The organism is Musicola keenii, assembly GCF_014855505.1.
GTDB lineage: Bacteria > Pseudomonadota > Gammaproteobacteria > Enterobacterales > Enterobacteriaceae > Musicola > Musicola paradisiaca.
Genome location: NZ_JAAWVW010000025.1, coordinates 23,384 through 39,922 on the forward strand (window position 1 = coordinate 23,384; position 16,539 = coordinate 39,922).

A 16,539-nucleotide genomic window follows, 5' to 3' on the forward strand; every position below is an offset into this window, starting at 1 on the left:
GCATCGCCGGACTACGGCGTCAGATTGTACACGGCGCAGGCGGCGCATGCCGATATGATTGCATCATCTGGTTAATTTCTGTATGATCCGCCGCCTTTGTACCGTGTGGTATAAAGCTCGTTTAACTCAACTTCGTGTGGTGTCTGGCGGAAAAGGGCTGGATAGCGACACGGCCTTAACAGAGGTTTCCCATGAAAGAAGGTATTCACCCGAATTACGTTGAAATTACCGCTACCTGTTCTTGCGGTAATGTCATCAAAACCCGTTCTACCGTCGCCCGCGATCTGAACCTGGACGTGTGCTCCGCCTGCCACCCGTTCTTCACCGGTAAACAGCGCGTTGTTGACACTGGTGGTCGTGTTGAGCGTTTCAACAAACGCTTCAGTGTCCCGGGCGTGAAGAAGTAATCACTGCCATTTCAGGCGTGATGCGCTGGTCGCGAATCGCGGCCAAAACAAAGGCACCTGCGGGTGCCTTTGTTGTTTCTGTCGAATGCCGATTGCCCTGGATGGCGTCGTGCCGCCATTAGTATTCCCACGTATCCGGATCGATGCCCATTTCGCGCATGATGACCTTGGCGGTTTCGGGAATTTCGTCATGGCGTTCCTTGCGCAGATCGTCGTCGTCTGGCAGAGGCTGGCCGGTGAATGCGTGCAGAAACGCCTCGCACAATAATTCACTGTTGGTTGCGTGACGCAGGTTATTCACCTGACGACGGGTACGTTCGTCCGTCAAGATCTTCAATACTTTTAACGGGATAGACACCGTTATTTTCTTTACCTGCTCGCTTTTTTTGCCGTGTTCCGCATATGGGCTTACGTACTCGCCATTCCACTCAGCCATGGGATACCTTAAAAATTGATCGTGATGAAAACTGCCACTGTCATGAAGCACCATAATTCTAACGGTTATTCTAGGGATGCTCAATCTATACGCAAAGAAGTTTAGAAGTCTAGATGTATTGACGTCTATTGTTTCTGAGTTTACTCTTGAAATCCTCTACTTCAGTTCAGTCAGGAAAGGCACCGATGACGCGTAAACAGGCTACTATCGCAGTCCGCAGTGGGTTGAACAATGACGAGCAGTTTGGTTGTGTTGTCCCACCGATTCATCTCTCCAGTACCTATAACTTCACGGGTTTCAATCAGCCCCGCACACATGATTATTCCCGGCGTGGCAACCCGACTCGTGACGTGGTTCAACGTGCGCTGGCTGAGCTGGAGGGCGGCGCAGGTGCGGTGTTGACCAATACCGGTATGTCGGCGATTCTGCTGGTTTGCACGGTGTTTTTGCGTCCTGGCGACTTGCTGGTAGCTCCCCATGACTGCTATGGCGGCAGTTATCGCCTGTTTGACAGTCTGAGCCGCCGCGGCGCATTTCGGGTGAGGTTCGTCGATCAGGGAAATCAGACAGAACTGCAAGCCGCTCTGGCCGAAAAACCGAAGCTGGTGCTGGTGGAAAGCCCGAGTAACCCGCTGTTGCGCGTGGTGGATATCGCGGCGATTTGTCAGGCAGCACGCGAAGTCGGCGCGGTCAGCGTCGTGGATAACACCTTCCTGAGCCCCGCATTGCAGAACCCACTGCGGTTGGGCGCTGATTTGGTGGTGCACTCTTGTACCAAATATCTCAACGGCCACTCCGATGTCGTGGCCGGTACCGTGATCGCCAAAGATCCGGACGTGGTCACTGAACTGGCCTGGTGGGCCAACAACATCGGCGTGACGGGTGCCGCTTTCGACAGCTATCTGCTGCTGCGCGGCTTGCGGACGCTGTCGCCGCGTATGGCGGCGGCGCAGAAGAACGCCCTACAAATTGTGGAATATTTGCAGCGGCAGCCGTTGGTGAAAAAACTGTATCATCCTTCCTTGCCGGAAAATCCCGGTCATGGGATCGCCTGTCGTCAACAGTCCGGTTTCGGCGCTATGTTGAGTTTCGAATTGGATGGTGATGAAGAAACCTTGCGCCGTTTCCTGGCGTCGCTGGAGCTGTTTACGCTGGCGGAATCGTTGGGCGGCGTGGAAAGTCTGATTTCTCATGCCGCTACCATGACTCACGCAGGTATGGCGCCGGAAGCGCGTGCCGCAGCGGGGATTTCGGAAACACTGTTGCGTATTTCGGTAGGGATTGAAGACGGCGACGATCTGGTTGCCGATTTGGACAGAGCGTTTCAGGACGCAGCCAAGAGGTAAGAATGAGTGCTTTGGGGATAGCTGGCGCCGTTACGGGTCGTCAGTTGCATAAATTTGGCGGTAGCAGTCTGGCGGATGTGAAATGTTATCAGCGCGTCGCCGGTGTGATGTCCGACTACAGCCGACCCGGTGATTTGATGGTGGTTTCCGCAGCGGGCAGTACCACCAACCAACTGATTAGCTGGTTGACGTTCAGCCAGTCCGACAGAATTTCCGCACATCAGGTGCAGCAGGCGCTGCGCCGCTATCAGAGTGACTTGATCGCTGGTTTGCTGCCGCCGGAAGTCGCTGCGCCGTTGACAAATGCTTTCATTCGCGACTTGGAATATCTGGCGGGGTTATTGGACGGAAAAATCACCGATGCAGTGTACGCCGAAGTCGTAGGGCACGGTGAAATCTGGTCTGCGCGCCTGATGGCGGCGGTGTTGGATCAGAAAAATCTGCCGGCAACCTGGCTGGATGCCCGTTCGTTCCTGCGAGCGGAACGTGCGGCGCAACCGCAGGTGGATGAAGGGCGTTCCTGGCCGTTGTTGCAGCAGTTGCTGACACAGTACGCGGGGCAACGTTTGGTTATCACCGGTTTTATCAGCCGTAACGAGGCAGGCGAAACGGTCTTGCTGGGGCGTAACGGTAGTGATTACTCTGCGACGCAGATCGGCGCGCTGGCCGGGGTTGAACGTGTAACGATCTGGAGTGATGTAGCCGGCGTATACAGTGCGGATCCGCGCAAGGTTAAGGATGCCTGCCTGCTGCCGTTGCTACGTTTGGATGAAGCCAGCGAACTGGCGCGTTTGGCGGCACCGGTGTTGCATACCCGCACATTACAGCCGGTTTCCGGCAGCGATATTGACTTGCAACTCCGTTGCAGTTATCAGCCGGAACAGGGCTCGACCCGCATTGAACGGGTGCTGGCGTCCGGCACTGGGGCCAAGATCGTCACCAGCCATGATGATGTTTGTCTGATCGAAGTAAATGTGCCTTCCGCGCATGATTTCCAACTGATGCTGCATGATGTGGAGCAATTACTGAAAAAAGCGCAGGTCAGGCCGCTGGCGACCGGAGCGCATCAGGATCGCAACCAACTGCAACTCTGTTATACCTCCGAAGTCGTCAACAGCGCCTGGCAGGTACTTGAACAAGCGGCTTTGCCTGTCGAGCTGACTTTGCGTGAAGGCCTGGCGCTGGTGGCATTAGTCGGCGCCGGCGTGTGTCGCAATCCGCTGCATAGCCACCGTTTCTATCAGCAGCTCAAAGATCAGCCGATTGAATTTATCTGTCAGGCCGAGGACGACATCAGCCTAGCCGCCGTATTGCGCGTCGGCCCTACTGAGCATCTGGTGCGCGGTTTGCACCATTCCCTGTTCCGGGCGGAGAAACGTATCGGTCTGGTGTTATTCGGCAAGGGAAATATCGGTTCCCGCTGGCTGGAGCTGTTTGCTCGCGAGCAAAGCCTGATCTCTGCCCGAACCGGTTTTGAGTTTTTGCTGGCCGGTGTGGTGGACAGTTCGCGCAGTCTACTGAACTACGAAGGGCTGGATGCCGGCCGTGTACTGGCTTTCTTTAACGATGAAGCCCTGGAACGCGACGATGAGGAACTGTTCCAGTGGATGCGTGCGCATCCTTATGACGACCTGGTGGTGCTGGATGTGACGGCCAGCCAGTCGGTGGCGGATCTTTATCTGGACTTTGCCAGTTATGGTTTTCACGTTATCAGCGCCAACAAACTGGCTGGTGCATCCGGCGGGGATAACTATCGCCAGATTCGCGATGCATTCGCCAAGACGGGGCGTCACTGGTTGTACAACGCTACGGTCGGTGCCGGGTTGCCGGTGAACTATGCGGTACGCGACCTGCGGGAAAGCGGAGACAGTATTCTGGCGCTCAGCGGTATTTTTTCCGGGACGCTTTCATGGCTATTTTTGCAGTTTGACGGCACGGTGCCTTTTATCGATTTGGTGGATCAGGCCTGGCAGCAAGGGTTGACGGAACCTGATCCCCGGGTGGATCTTGCCGGCCAGGATGTCATGCGCAAACTGGTGATTCTGGCGCGCGAAGCGGGATACGAGATTGAACCGAATCAGGTTCGGGTGGAATCGCTGGTGCCTGCGGGATGTGAAGACGGGTCGGTGGATCAGTTCTTTGAGGATAGCGAGTCGCTTAATGAACAGATGCTGCAACGGCTGGAGGCGGCCAACGAGCTGGGACTGGTGCTGCGTTACGTTGCGCGGTTCGACGTCAATGGCAAGGCGCGCGTCGGTGTAGAGGCAGTACGTCCGGATCATCCGCTGGCGTCGTTGTTGCCGTGCGATAACGTGTTTGCCATTGAGAGCCGCTGGTATCGTGATAACCCGCTGGTGATTCGTGGGCCAGGCGCTGGACGTGATGTGACAGCAGGAGCGATTCAGTCCGACCTTAATCGTCTGGCGCAGCTTTTGTGATCATTTTTGGCAGCGCTGCCTGATCTGCCATCATCTGAGGATTACTACTGAAGCCCGCAACTGCGGGCTTCAGTGTCTGGAGTCGGAGATAACGGTTTCGTGTCCTGACAATCAGCGGCAACGTTTCCTTGTCGCCGTGTATACATCTTGTTGTGGCGGAACAAGGCTAATCAGAACATCGAGACGATGATCTTGCCGCGTGCCTGTCTGGACATCAGCCGAGCCCAGGCCTCATCGAACGCCTCAAGCGGCACATTTCGGTCAATGACGGCCTTCATACCTTGTTCGGCTATCGTTTCAGTGAGTTCACCCAGTTGGTTAGCATAAGGCTTGGCGTAAAAAATAGTGGCGGTGACGCCGTGCGCTTTGGCGGTTGCTTCGTCCGGCGGCATCGCGGTGGAGACCAGTCGGCCGCCAGTGCGCAGGACCTTATAAGAACGGGTTTGTGTCTCGCCGCCGACCAGGTCGAGCACGACATCCACACCGGAGATTTCAGCGGTGAAATCTTGCGTCTTGTAATCGATCACTTTATCTGCGCCCAGACTGTGCGCCAGTGCTAGACCCTCGCCAGAGGAGGTGGCGATGACGTGTGCCCCCGCTTTGTGTGCGAACTGGATGGCGAAAGTACCTACGCCTCCGGCACCGGCATGGATCAATACGGTTTCTCCAGCTTTCAGGCCAGCGGTGGAAAACAACGTGTGCCACGCCGTGATGCCTGCAGTCGGAATAGCGGCTCCCTCGGCGGCCGACAGGCTCGACGGCAGGAGTACGCAGGCGCTGGCGGGTACGGCTGCGAATTCAGCCAGCCCGCCGCTGATGCCGGCATCAGACCAGGCGATCACCCGGTCGCCGCTTTTCCATTGGCTGACGGCGGAACCGACGTACTCGATCGTACCGGCGAAGTCGGTACCCAACGTGATCGGTAGCTCGATATTGAAAAAGCGCTGGGCAAAACCGGATACCACCAGCGTATCGAGCGGGTTGAGCGCAGCGGCCTGAACACGTATCAGCACCTGGTCGGCGGCGATATCGGGCACGGGAGATTCTTTGATGGCAGGCATGTCGTTGAAATGGTCAATGCGTATGGCTTTCATCGTTTATGCTCCAAAGGTGAGTGATACGAAGACGCTAAGGTCTTCTGCGAAGCCGTTGTGAAAGGTAAGGCGAGCACCCGATATTTCGTGTGTGACCGGGGCCGGAACATTTAAGCCGAGAAAAGTCCGCGGCATTGGCACCGTCTCCTGACAAGTGCGAAGCAGATTTGCAGGAGGAGACGTTCCATAATTGTTGCCGTGTATGGATTATTCGTTCTGGTTATCGTGTTCTCGTGGTGGTTGTACCGCTACGCCGTAGAGAAAGGTATGGACGGCGTTACCCACGATGTCGTCTATTTCGTTGTCCGAAAGCGGGAGATGTACCAAGCCGACAATTGCGCGTAGCTTCACGTCACTGGACGTCATGCTAATGAACTTTTCGGCTAGCACGCGGGCCGGGAGCTGAGTGCTGATATTACTCGCCGGTTTTGCCTGGTGGGCTGCGATCCAGGTTGCCAGTTTGTCGAGGATTTTAAGATAACTGGCCGCTAGCATCGCTTGGGCGATTTCCGGGAAGCGGCTGCCTTCGTTGGTCAAAATCCGGTGTACGGCCAGCGTACGAGGCGACAGTGCGGTGCGTACCAGTTCACGCCCGAAAGTGGGCAACACCTCGTCAGGCTCACGTCCTTCTATCGTGAATTGATCCAGCGGTTTCGCCATCTCTTCACACACATGGAGCATGGCCGCGTGAAATAACCCTTCTTTACCGCCGAAATGACTATAAATGTTGCGGCGCGAACCACCGATGCGAGCTATCAGGTCATCAATGACAACCGCGTCGAACCCATGTTCCAGAAACTGTTCGGCCGCGACAACAATCAGGTCATGAACCCGTTGCGCACCTTTGGCTGTGCGGTGTGTAGGGGCAGTCTGTGGTGTCATGTGCGTTGCTCACTTTTTGCGTCATTTATGTATGGTAATGTACCATACCATTTAAGGGTGGCAAGTATGCTATTTGTGCTGGATGACGATGTCCGTTACGTCGATAGTCGTTTCTTACAAATTGAGCGCACTGGTGGCAAGGGATACGTTTTTTGCCGATACTTAATTTATATTCATTACAGTTTATGGGTATTTCTTAGTGATAAGTATGATGATGTGTGATTCACGATCATGAACTTCCTTCATCTTGCATGAACAAACATCAGCATGCTGTACGTTGAAAAGCGTTGACTCTTCGTGGTGATTCGGTCATTTTCTATATGGACGTCTAAACGTATAGACGTTTATCGAAAAAACCGAAACAGAGGCGAATCGAGGTAAGGATATGAGCTTTTTCCACGCGAACCATCAGGAAGCGCTGAACCAGAATCTGGCTGAGCTGCAAGGCCGCATTAACGTTTCCTTTGAATTCTTTCCGCCTCGTACCAGCGAGATGGAAGAAACGCTGTGGCACTCGATTGACCGCCTGAGCAGCCTGAAGCCCAAGTTTGTTTCCGTGACCTACGGCGCCAACTCCGGCGAGCGCGATCGTACTCACAGTATCATCAAAGCCATCAAGGAGCGTACCGGTCTGGAAGCGGCTCCCCATTTGACCTGCATTGACGCGAGCCGTGAAGAATTGCGCGCTATCGCTCAGGATTATTGGCAGAGTGGTATTCGACATATTGTGGCATTGCGCGGCGATTTACCGCCCGGCGGGGGTAAACCTGACATGTATGCGGCGGATTTGGTCGCCTTGCTGAGAGACGTCGGCGATTTCGATATTTCTGTGGCCGCTTATCCGGAAGTGCATCCTGAAGCCAAAAGCGCTCAGGCGGATCTGATCAACCTGAAGCGTAAGATTGACGCCGGCGCCAGCCGCGCCATCACCCAGTTTTTCTTTGATGTCGAATCTTATCTGCGATTCCGTGATCGCTGCGTTGCAACTGGGATCGACGTTGAGATTGTTCCCGGTATTCTGCCGGTTTCCAATTTCAAACAGTTACAGCGTTTCGCCACCATGACCAATGTACGGGTGCCGAACTGGATGACCGCGATGTTTGAAGGGTTGGATAACGATGCGGAAACCCGCAAGATGGTTGGCGCCTCTATCGCGATGGATATGGTAAAGATCCTCAGTCGCGAGGGTGTGAAGGATTTCCATTTCTATACATTAAACCGTGCGGAACTGAGCTACGCCATTTGCCATACGCTGGGGGTTCGTCCGGCGTCGCCGCAGGCTTGATGCCGATAAAAAAACGGCGGGCCGTAGCCCGCCAAAGTTTCGTTGGCTTTCTTAAAAGGGTCTGGTTCGCTAACTTGCGCTAGCTGTCAAAATCGTTTCGTCAGTAGCAGCGGTTCCGTAATGTTTCAGCGTATTGCTCCAATCTGCCGCGAGTTTTCAGTCGACTCTCTTTTCTATTCATGAATGTGTATGATGATTCCAGTCTTTTATCGGGTTTCACCGATGTTCATCACAAAAGAGCCATTCGTGGACATATCCCAAATATTGCCGCTTGAACACGCCAGCCTAGTCGTTATAGCGTGACAAATGGCTGGAAGAGCCGGCGTACATAAAAAGTCCCCTGGTGAAGAATAAAATACGGCCCTTTTAGGGTGATCGTATGTGCATTGGTTGTTGCGTTCGAGCTGTCGATCCTCTGGCGGAGTTTTCACCGTCTGTAAGCTAAGGACATTTGCTGTCGCTGAATTTGAAACTCCCTGTTTCTTCCAGACCTATCGCACCTGAATTTGGTTGATTTAAGGGTATTATTTCCTCTAAAAGTTGATAGAGATAATCGTTCGTTGCTATCCTATCTATCGCTAGAGGCTATCATGATTATGGAGAGATTTAGGGCATGAACATTCGGGACTTAGAATATCTGGTGGCATTGGCAGAACATCGACACTTTAGGCGGGCGGCGGATTCTTGCCATGTCAGCCAGCCGACCCTAAGCGGGCAGATCCGCAAGCTCGAGGATGAGCTGGGGGTGATGTTGCTGGAAAGAACCAGTCGCAAGGTGCTGTTTACTCAGGCGGGGCTATTGCTGGTCGAGCAGGCAAGAACGGTGCTGCGGGAGGTCAAAGTGTTGAAGGAGATGGCCAGCCAGCAAGGCGAAACCATGTCCGGGCCGTTGCATATCGGCCTGATTCCTACCGTCGGCCCTTATCTGCTGCCGCATATCATCCCCATGTTGCATCACACCTTCCCGAAACTGGAGATGTATCTGCATGAAGCCCAAACCCATCAACTGTTGGCTCAGCTCGACAGCGGCAAGCTGGACTGCGCGATTCTGGCGATGGTGAAAGAATCTGAAGCGTTTATCGAGGTACCGCTGTTCGACGAGCCGATGAAATTGGCTATCTATCAGGATCATCCCTGGGCTAATCGTGAGCGCGTCGCTATGTCCGATCTGGCGGGCGAGAAATTACTGATGCTGGAGGATGGTCATTGTCTGCGCGATCAGGCCATGGGGTTCTGTTTCCAGGCTGGTGCCGATGAAGATACCCATTTCCGCGCGACCAGCCTTGAAACGCTACGCAACATGGTTGCGGCCGGCAGCGGTATTACCCTGCTGCCGTCGTTATCAGTACCGCGGGAGCGTATCCGGGACGGCGTGTGCTATCTGAACTGTTATAAGCCTGAGCCGAAACGCACCATTGCATTGGTGTATCGCCCCGGCTCGCCGCTGCGAGGTCGCTATGAACAATTGGCGGACGCTGTTCGCGAACACATGCAGCATCAGATGGAGATGCTGTCAAAATAGCCGGTTCAGACCGTTTAATGCGGCTACCCGATAGGCTTCCGCCATTGTCGGGTAGTTGAACGTGGTATTGACGAAGTAATCGATCGTGTTCCCTTCGCCTTTCTGTTCCATGATGGCTTGCCCGATATGGATGATTTCGGCCGCTCGTTCGCCAAAACAGTGAATTCCCAGAATTTTCCGGGTTTCCCGGTGGAACAGAATCTTCAGACTTCCCACATTCATGCCGACAATCTGCGCGCGCGCCAGGTGCTTGAATTGGGCGCGGCCCACTTCATACGGCACTTTCATTGCGGTCAGCTCCTGTTCCGTTTTCCCGACGGAACTGATTTCCGGAATGGTGTAAATACCGGTAGGGATATCTTCGATCAGATGGGCGGTAGCGTCGCCTTTGGTAATCGCCTGGGCGGCGATGCGTCCTTGGTCGTAAGCAGCGGATGCCAGACTTGGATAACCTGTCACATCCCCGACAGCGTAGATATGCGACAACGCGGTCTGATACATGCTGTTGACTTTGAGTTGGCCACGCCCATCGGCTTCCAGCTCGATATTTTCCAGCCCCAGATTCTCGGTATTGCCGGTACGGCCGTTGGCATAAAGCAGACAATCCGCTTTGACTTTTTTGCCGGATTTCAGATGAACGATGACGCCGTCGTCGACCCCTTCTATTCGCTCAAACTCTTCATTGTGACGAATGACCACGCCGCTGTTCCAGAAGTGATAGGACAGCGCGTCCGACATCTCCTGATCAAGAAATGCCAACAGGCGGTCACGGGTATTGATCAGATCCACTTTTACGTTCAGACCGCGAAAAATGGACGCATATTCGCAACCTATTACCCCGGCGCCGTAAATGATGACGTGGCGGGGTTCATAATCCAGCTCGAGGATGGAATCGCTGTCGTAAATATGCGGGTGGGTGAAATCCACTTCTGCCGGATGATAGGGACGCGAACCGGTTGCAATGATGATGTTTTCTGCCGTCAAGGTGTCGTGCGTATCATCTGGATAGCGGACTGCGAGGGTATGCGCGTCAATAAAATTCGCTTCGCCGGAAAACAGATCGCAGTGGTTACGTTCGTAGAACCCTTGGCGCATGCGGGTTTGCTGGTTTATTACACTGCCGGCGTGGCGCAGGATGTCAGAAAACGAAGAACTGATAACGCGGGAATTATCGCTGTAGAGAGGGTTCTGGTTAAATTCGATGATACGACTGACTGCGTGACGGAGAGCTTTGGATGGGATGGTTCCCCAGTGTGTACAGCCGCCGCCTACGTTGTAGTGCCGTTCTATGACGGCGACTTTGGCGCCTTGCTTGGACAATCCCATTGCCGCACCTTCACCGCCGGGCCCGGAGCCAATCACTATGGCATCGTAATCGTATTGTTGTTGTATGGTCATGGTAGGACACACCTGTTTTTATACAATTAGGTAACGCGATATTAACATCGACAAGGGAATAACCCAATAATCCCCTTCATTTATGTGGGAAACAGGCAGCATACTTTTACTATGGCAGACTTTGACGCAGTATGTAGTGAATAACCGGTAGATGGCAGATAAAGTTTGTTATAGTCCTCGTCCTGAAAGGAGAACAGATAACGTTGGTCAGGATAATGGGTGTCAGAGCACAACAAAAAGAACGGACTCGTCGTTCTCTCATCGAGGCGGCATTCAGTCAGCTTAGTGCTGAACGCAGTTTTGCCAGCCTGAGTCTTCGCGAGGTCGCCCGCGAGGCTGGCATTGCACCCACTTCTTTTTATCGCCACTTCCGTGATGTCGATGAATTGGGTCTGACTATGGTGGATGAAAGTGGTTTGATGCTGCGTCAATTGATGCGGCAAGCTCGTCAGCGCATTGCGAAAAGCGGTGGCAGCGTGATCAAAACGTCGGTGGCGACGTTTATGGAGTTCATCGGTAATAACCCTAATGCTTTCAGATTGTTACTGCGTGAGCGCTCTGGCACGTCGGCAGCATTTCGTGCCGCAGTCGCCAGAGAAATTCAGCATTTTATTGCTGAACTGGCGGATTATCTTGAAGTCGAAAATCATATCCCTCGCAGTTTTGCCGAAGCGCAGGCGGAAGCGATGGTCACTATTGTGTTCAGCGCCGGCGCTGAAGCGTTGGATGTCGGCCTGGAGCAACGGCGCCAGTTGGAAGAACGGCTAGTGCTGCAATTGCGGATGATTGCGAAAGGGGCTTATTACTGGTACCGGAGAGAGCAGGGCCAGGGCGTTCCCAGCCCTGAACGTTGATTGAGCGAGGAGGCATTATGGCAGAGCAGGCAGGTTCCGAGAAAAGTACGTTGCTTCTGGCGTTAGTGGCTGGTTTGTCCGTAAATGGTTCTTTTACCGCGCTGTTCAGTTCGATTGTGCCTTTTTCCATTTTTCCGTTAATCGCCATGGTGCTGGCGGTGTATTGCCTGCACCAGCGCTATCAGCATTATGCGATGCCGGAAGGCGTTCCGCTGTTGGCCGCCGCCAGTTTTCTGTTCGGGCTGTTGCTGTATAGCGCGATTGTGCGTGCCGAGTATCCGCAAATCGGTTCCAACTTTGTGCCGTCGACCCTCTGTGCCGTCCTGGCGCTTTGGCTCGTGATCCGGTTAAGAGCCCGCAAAGCTGCTGCGGATTCCGAAAACCGCTGACCGGCATGGCGGATTAGGTGCGTTTTTCCAGCAGTACGCCGCATTCCATATGGTGGGTATAAGGGAACTGGTCAAATAGCGCCAACTGGCTGACACGGTGGGTTTGGGCGAGTGTCGCTAGGTTGGCGCACAGTGTTTCTGGGTTGCAGGATATATACAGAATGCGCGGATATTCCTGCACCAGTCGTACAGTTTCTTCATCCAGGCCGCTGCGCGGCGGATCGACGAAAATAGTATTGCAACGATAACTGGTCAGGTCGATGCCTTCCAGCCGGTTAAACTGCCTGACGCCACGCATCGCCTGGGTAAACTCTTCCGCCGCCATGCGAATAATCTGGACATTGCCGATCTGGTTAGCGGTGATGTTGTACTGCGCTGCCTGCACCGAAGGTTTGGCGATTTCCGTCGCCAGCACCCGCTCAAAATTTCGCGCCAGCGCCAGTGAAAAGTTACCGTTTCCGCAATACAACTCCAGCAGGTCGCCTTTGGAGCCTTCCGTTACAGACAATGCCCATTCCAGCATCTGGATATTCATGGCCGCGTTAGGTTGGGTAAAACTGTTCTCCACCTGCCGGTAAACCATCTGTTTGCCCGCAACTGGCAGGCATTCATCTACATAATCGTGATCGAGACAGATTTTGGTTTTGGTCGCCCGACCAATCAGTTGCAGATTAAAGCCCTGCTGGCGTAGCTGGTCGCGTAACGTGATTGCCTGCTGCCGCCACTCATCGTCCAGAGTCTTATGGTAGAGCAGTGATACTACGATTTCGTTGCTCATCGTAGAGAGATAGTCGATTTGGAACAGTTTGCGGCGCAGTGTTAGCTGCGGACGTAGCGCATTCAACAATGCCGGCATCAGACGATTGATAAGCTCGCTGGCGACAGGAAACTGATCGACCCGAATACGGTGTTTAGTCTGCTGATCGAACATAATGTGGTAGAGATCGTCGCCGTCATGCCAGATACGGAATTCGGCACGCATTCGATAGTGGCTGACTGGTGAGCGGAATACCTGCGGTTCCGGGGCATGGTATGACGCCATCATTGCTTTAAGCCGCCCGGTTTTCTCTGCAAGCTGGGCGTCATACTGATCGATAGGCAAAGTGGATGGCGTCATGATTTTCCCGTCTGAAAAAGCAGCTAAAGTAATTGTACGGCGGCGATTGTAGGGCATATGAGGGGGATGTCCAGTTTTGTAGCCGTGATTTATTGCATTCAATAAATGGAAGTCTAGACTTCTACACCGCCCGATCGTAGCATGAGCGTCCGGCCTTGCCTGGCGAGTTAAAAGGGAATCCAGTGAAATCCTGGAGCTGACGCGCAGCGGTGAGGGGAATGGGGAACGACAGCATGATGCAGACACTGCCTTCTTGGGTGGGAAGTCGTCGTTTCCGTGCGGCTTATGTCGCTGTACCTGAGCCCGAAAACCTGCCGGTATACGTCGCAATGTTCATGGTCATCGCGTGCTATCGATCATGAGGTGCGGCATCCTGCCAATTCAGTTTGGATGCTTCTTACATGCTTAATAAAAAAATAACACTGCTGACGGCGATGATGGCCACGGCATTTTCGGGGTGGGCGCAAGGTAGCGATAACACACAACAGGACAGTGGTGACGCTATGGTCGTGACCGCCAATCGTTTTCCTCAGCCGGTGTCTTCCGTGCTGGCGCCAACAACGGTGGTGACGCGAGATGATATCGATCGCTGGCAGTCTAAAAGCTTGACGGACGTGATGCGTCGTCTGCCGGGGGTGGATATCGCTCAAAATGGCGGATTGGGGCAGAGCAACTCGCTGTTTATTCGCGGTACCGCGTCCAGCCATGTTTTGGTGTTGATTGATGGTATTCGTCTGAATCAGGCGGGGGTTAGTGGCTCTTCCGATATCAGCCAGATCCCGATTTCTCTGGTTCAGAAGGTGGAATATATCCGTGGGCCGCGTTCTGCCGTGTATGGTTCTGACGCGATTGGCGGGGTCATCAATATCATCACGACGCGCGAGAAGAACGGTACGACGCTTTCTGCTGGTATGGGCTCTAATGGCTATCAAACCTATGATGCTTCCACCCAGCAGAATCTGGGGAGCCGTACGGTAGGGACGTTTGCTGGTAATTATACCTATACCAAAGGGTTTGATGTGGTGGCCAACCTGCCTGATGCCTATGGCACTTCGGCCCAGCCGGATCGTGACGGTTTCATGAGCAAAGCGGTGTACGGCAATGTAGAACACCGGTTTAGCGATGCAGTAAGCGGCTTTGTGCGCGGCTATGGTTTCGATAATCGTACTGCTTATGACGGTTCCCCCTGGGATTTACGCCAGCTTTATAGCCAGACCTGGAATACCGGGTTGCGTTACCAGAGAGGGATTTGGGCTTCGCAACTGATTACCAGTTATAGCCACAGTAAGGACTACAACTACGATCAATTGGGCGGCCGTTCCAGCAGCTGGGCCACGCTGGATGACATACAGCAGTACAACGTGCAGTGGGGCAACAGCGTCCAAGTTGGTAAAGGCAATATCAGTACCGGCGTTGACTGGCAGAAGCAAACGACTACGCCGAATACCAATTTCGTCGAGCGAGGGTATGAACTCCGCAATACCGGGGTGTATGCGACCACTCAGCAATTGCTGGGGCCGGTAACGCTCGAAGGATCGTTGCGTAGTGATGACAATTCACAATTCGGACAACATTCTACTTGGCAAACCGGGACTGCGTGGGAATTCACTCAAGGATACAGGCTGTTGGCGTCTTACGGCACCGCATATAAGTCGCCTAATCTTGGGCAATTATATGGCTCCATCGGTAATGCCAACTTGAAGCCGGAAGAAAGCAAACAGCTGGAAGGTGGAATTGAAGGCCTGACCGGAGCGGTCAACTGGCATGTGTCCGCTTATCGTAATGATGTGGACAACCTGATTCAGTACGACAGCGTCAGTAGTCAGTATTTCAACATTGGTAAAGCACTCATTAAAGGAATTGAAACCACTGCGTCGTTTGATACCGGGCCTGTTGCACATAAATTGTCTTACGACTATATCGATGCCAGAAATGCGGAAACGAATGAACGCCTGACAAGAAGAGCCCGCCAGCAGTTTAAATATGATTTGGATTGGCGCTGGGAGCCCTTGGATTGGACGGTGACTTATCACTATCTGGGTGATCGTACCGATCAGGATTTTAATACCTTTGAAACGATGAAGCTGGGTGGTGTTAGCGTTTGGGATCTGGCTGTGTCATATCCAGTCACCTCTCACCTGACAGTTCGTGGTAGAATCGCCAACCTGTTCGATAAGAATTATGAGACAGTGTATGGCTACCGAACCGCAGGTCGAGAATATTATCTCACCGGAAGCTATAGTTTCTGATTTACCTGCCCGCCCCTCCGTACTGATTTTTGATTCTGGTGTGGGCGGTCTATCCGTTTATGAAGAAATCCGCAAACTGTTGCCGGATTTGCATTATATCTACACGTTCGATAATGAGGCGTTTCCTTATGGGGAAAAGCCTGAGCAATTTATCATTGAGCGTGTGGTATCGATCGTTGACGCAGTTGAAAAACAGCATCCTTTGTCAGCAGTCGTTATCGCTTGCAATACTGCTAGTACGATTTCCCTACCAGCATTGAGGGAGCGCTTCAACTTCCCGGTAGTGGGCGTCGTTCCCGCGATTAAACCTGCGGCAAAACTGACCCGTAATGGCGTTGTTGGTTTATTGGCGACGCGCGCGACGGTGCAACGTCCGTATACCCACGAATTGATTTCACGATTCGCCCATGATTGTACGATTCTGTCTTTGGGGTCGTCGGAGTTAGTGGAGTGGGGAGAGGCCAAGTTACAAGGTGACGAGGTATCTATCGATGCGCTGAGGAAAATCCTCAAGCCTTGGCTGAAGTTGCCGGAACCGCCCGATACGGTCGTGCTGGGATGTACGCATTTTCCATTATTAGCGAATGAACTGCAGCAGGCTTTGCCGGAGGGGACGCGGTTGGTTGACTCAGGTGCCGCCATTGCCCGACGCACGGCGTGGCTGGTGAAACATTTGGAAAATCCTTTTCTATCGAAGGAAAAAAATCTGGTGTATTGCTTGGCGATCACGCCCAAAGTCGCAACGCTGTGGCCGGTATTACAGCGTTATGGGTTTCATTTGCTGGAAAAATTGCCGCTTTTGCAGGTTGACGAGCAAATATTAGGCAAATGAATTTGTTTTTTAATTTAGTGCTTGTCAGGCCCAAATAAGTCCCTATAATGCGCCACCACTGAGACGGAAACGGCGAACTTCGTTGGAAGTTTTAGTAAAATATCAAGCACGTATGGCTTGACATTTTTGAGGGGTTGAATATTATATTTGGCCCGCGACTGAGAAAAGTCGCACTGCTCTTTAACAATTAATCAGACAATCTGTGTGGGCACTCGCAGGACACTTCAGAACGAAAGAACTGAAAGTCTTGAAGAGTGAACAACAGTTAATTCATTACGAACTAACAACAG

14 protein-coding genes and 1 riboswitch are annotated in these 16,539 nt (G+C 53.1%); of the genes, 9 read left to right on the top strand and 5 right to left on the bottom strand.

Translation table 11 applies throughout. The features are described from left to right. Window positions 1-191: 191 nt before the first annotated feature. Window positions 192-407, top strand: coding sequence for a 50S ribosomal protein L31 (gene rpmE, locus HEP82_RS18135; protein WP_015855438.1), 216 nt, complete (start codon window positions 192-194; stop codon window positions 405-407). A gap of 118 nt (window positions 408-525) precedes the next feature. Here rpmE and metJ read toward each other — a convergent pair whose 3' ends face one another. Continuing rightward, entirely contained in the window at window positions 526-843 is a 318-nt protein-coding gene (gene metJ / locus HEP82_RS18140; RefSeq protein WP_015855437.1) for a met regulon transcriptional regulator MetJ, read from the bottom strand. Between the two features lie 185 nt (window positions 844-1,028). Between metJ and metB the strand changes: the two genes are divergently transcribed. Both metB and HEP82_RS18150 read left to right on the top strand, forming a co-directional pair. Next, window positions 1,029-2,189: a cystathionine gamma-synthase gene (gene metB / locus HEP82_RS18145; protein ID WP_192459355.1), complete on the top strand. Its 1,161-nt coding sequence runs from the start codon at window positions 1,029-1,031 to the stop codon at window positions 2,187-2,189. A 2-nt stretch (window positions 2,190-2,191) separates the two neighbouring features. Beyond that, window positions 2,192-4,627, top strand: a complete 2,436-nt coding sequence (locus HEP82_RS18150) for a bifunctional aspartate kinase/homoserine dehydrogenase II (protein WP_192459356.1) — start codon at window positions 2,192-2,194, stop codon at window positions 4,625-4,627. A 170-nt stretch (window positions 4,628-4,797) separates the two neighbouring features. Here HEP82_RS18150 and HEP82_RS18155 read toward each other — a convergent pair whose 3' ends face one another. Together HEP82_RS18155 and HEP82_RS18160 are read right to left on the bottom strand one after the other, a co-directional pair. Continuing rightward, complete coding sequence (locus HEP82_RS18155) at window positions 4,798-5,721, bottom strand: NADP-dependent oxidoreductase (protein WP_192459357.1); 924 nt, start codon at window positions 5,719-5,721, stop codon at window positions 4,798-4,800. 207 nt (window positions 5,722-5,928) lie between these two features. Then, on the bottom strand, window positions 5,929-6,603 hold the full coding sequence (locus tag HEP82_RS18160) for a TetR/AcrR family transcriptional regulator (RefSeq protein ID WP_192459358.1): 675 nt from the start codon (window positions 6,601-6,603) through the stop codon (window positions 5,929-5,931). A gap of 385 nt (window positions 6,604-6,988) precedes the next feature. Between HEP82_RS18160 and metF the strand changes: the two genes are divergently transcribed. Both metF and oxyR read left to right on the top strand, forming a co-directional pair. Next, window positions 6,989-7,888: a methylenetetrahydrofolate reductase gene (gene metF, locus HEP82_RS18165; RefSeq protein ID WP_192459359.1), complete on the top strand. Its 900-nt coding sequence runs from the start codon at window positions 6,989-6,991 to the stop codon at window positions 7,886-7,888. A gap of 613 nt (window positions 7,889-8,501) precedes the next feature. Then, the gene (oxyR, locus tag HEP82_RS18170; RefSeq protein WP_015855433.1) at window positions 8,502-9,410 is read left to right on the top strand and encodes a DNA-binding transcriptional regulator OxyR; all 909 of its coding nucleotides are present in this window, start codon (window positions 8,502-8,504) and stop codon (window positions 9,408-9,410) included. Here the strand turns inward: oxyR and sthA are convergent. Then, window positions 9,402-10,802 carry a Si-specific NAD(P)(+) transhydrogenase gene (sthA, locus tag HEP82_RS18175; RefSeq protein ID WP_026595260.1) on the bottom strand — a complete coding sequence of 467 codons (1,401 nt, stop codon included), beginning with the start codon at window positions 10,800-10,802 and terminating at the stop codon, window positions 9,402-9,404. The two genes, oxyR and sthA, sit on opposite strands and share 9 nt — an antisense overlap. Window positions 10,803-11,020: 218 nt before the next feature. Between sthA and fabR the strand changes: the two genes are divergently transcribed. Beyond that, a complete protein-coding gene (gene fabR, locus HEP82_RS18180) occupies window positions 11,021-11,662 on the top strand; it encodes an HTH-type transcriptional repressor FabR (protein WP_192459364.1) in 642 nt (213 codons plus the stop codon). Between the two features lie 17 nt (window positions 11,663-11,679). Next, the gene (locus HEP82_RS18185) at window positions 11,680-12,051 is read left to right on the top strand and encodes a YijD family membrane protein (RefSeq protein ID WP_192459360.1); all 372 of its coding nucleotides are present in this window, start codon (window positions 11,680-11,682) and stop codon (window positions 12,049-12,051) included. 13 nt (window positions 12,052-12,064) lie between these two features. Here the strand turns inward: HEP82_RS18185 and trmA are convergent, their stop codons facing one another. Then, on the bottom strand, window positions 12,065-13,168 hold the full coding sequence (gene trmA, locus HEP82_RS18190; RefSeq protein WP_192459361.1) for a tRNA (uridine(54)-C5)-methyltransferase TrmA: 1,104 nt from the start codon (window positions 13,166-13,168) through the stop codon (window positions 12,065-12,067). A 136-nt stretch (window positions 13,169-13,304) separates the two neighbouring features. After that, window positions 13,305-13,501, top strand: a riboswitch (cobalamin riboswitch). A 68-nt stretch (window positions 13,502-13,569) separates the two neighbouring features. On the opposite strand from trmA, the gene btuB reads away from it, so the two are divergent. Beyond that, on the top strand, window positions 13,570-15,417 hold the full coding sequence (btuB, locus tag HEP82_RS18195) for a TonB-dependent vitamin B12 receptor BtuB (protein ID WP_192459362.1): 1,848 nt from the start codon (window positions 13,570-13,572) through the stop codon (window positions 15,415-15,417). After that, window positions 15,362-16,249, top strand: a complete 888-nt coding sequence (murI, locus tag HEP82_RS18200) for a glutamate racemase (RefSeq protein ID WP_192459363.1) — start codon at window positions 15,362-15,364, stop codon at window positions 16,247-16,249. The genes btuB and murI overlap by 56 nt, the downstream gene beginning before the upstream one ends. Window positions 16,250-16,539: the final 290 nt, after the last annotated feature.

What these genes read in the sequence shown, in the direction of transcription:
- murI (WP_192459363.1), top strand. Translation starts at nt 15,362, where the DNA reads ATGGCTACCGAACCGCAGGTCGAGAATATTATCTCACCGGAAGCTATA.
- metJ (WP_015855437.1), bottom strand. Translation starts at nt 843, where the DNA reads ATGGCTGAGTGGAATGGCGAGTACGTAAGCCCATATGCGGAACACGGC.
- metF (WP_192459359.1), top strand. Translation starts at nt 6,989, where the DNA reads ATGAGCTTTTTCCACGCGAACCATCAGGAAGCGCTGAACCAGAATCTG.
- btuB (WP_192459362.1), top strand. Translation starts at nt 13,570, where the DNA reads ATGCTTAATAAAAAAATAACACTGCTGACGGCGATGATGGCCACGGCA.
- oxyR (WP_015855433.1), top strand. Translation starts at nt 8,502, where the DNA reads ATGAACATTCGGGACTTAGAATATCTGGTGGCATTGGCAGAACATCGA.
- rpmE (WP_015855438.1), top strand. Translation starts at nt 192, where the DNA reads ATGAAAGAAGGTATTCACCCGAATTACGTTGAAATTACCGCTACCTGT.
- HEP82_RS18160 (WP_192459358.1), bottom strand. Translation starts at nt 6,603, where the DNA reads ATGACACCACAGACTGCCCCTACACACCGCACAGCCAAAGGTGCGCAA.
- HEP82_RS18185 (WP_192459360.1), top strand. Translation starts at nt 11,680, where the DNA reads ATGGCAGAGCAGGCAGGTTCCGAGAAAAGTACGTTGCTTCTGGCGTTA.
- HEP82_RS18155 (WP_192459357.1), bottom strand. Translation starts at nt 5,721, where the DNA reads ATGAAAGCCATACGCATTGACCATTTCAACGACATGCCTGCCATCAAA.
- trmA (WP_192459361.1), bottom strand. Translation starts at nt 13,168, where the DNA reads ATGACGCCATCCACTTTGCCTATCGATCAGTATGACGCCCAGCTTGCA.
- metB (WP_192459355.1), top strand. Translation starts at nt 1,029, where the DNA reads ATGACGCGTAAACAGGCTACTATCGCAGTCCGCAGTGGGTTGAACAAT.
- HEP82_RS18150 (WP_192459356.1), top strand. Translation starts at nt 2,192, where the DNA reads ATGAGTGCTTTGGGGATAGCTGGCGCCGTTACGGGTCGTCAGTTGCAT.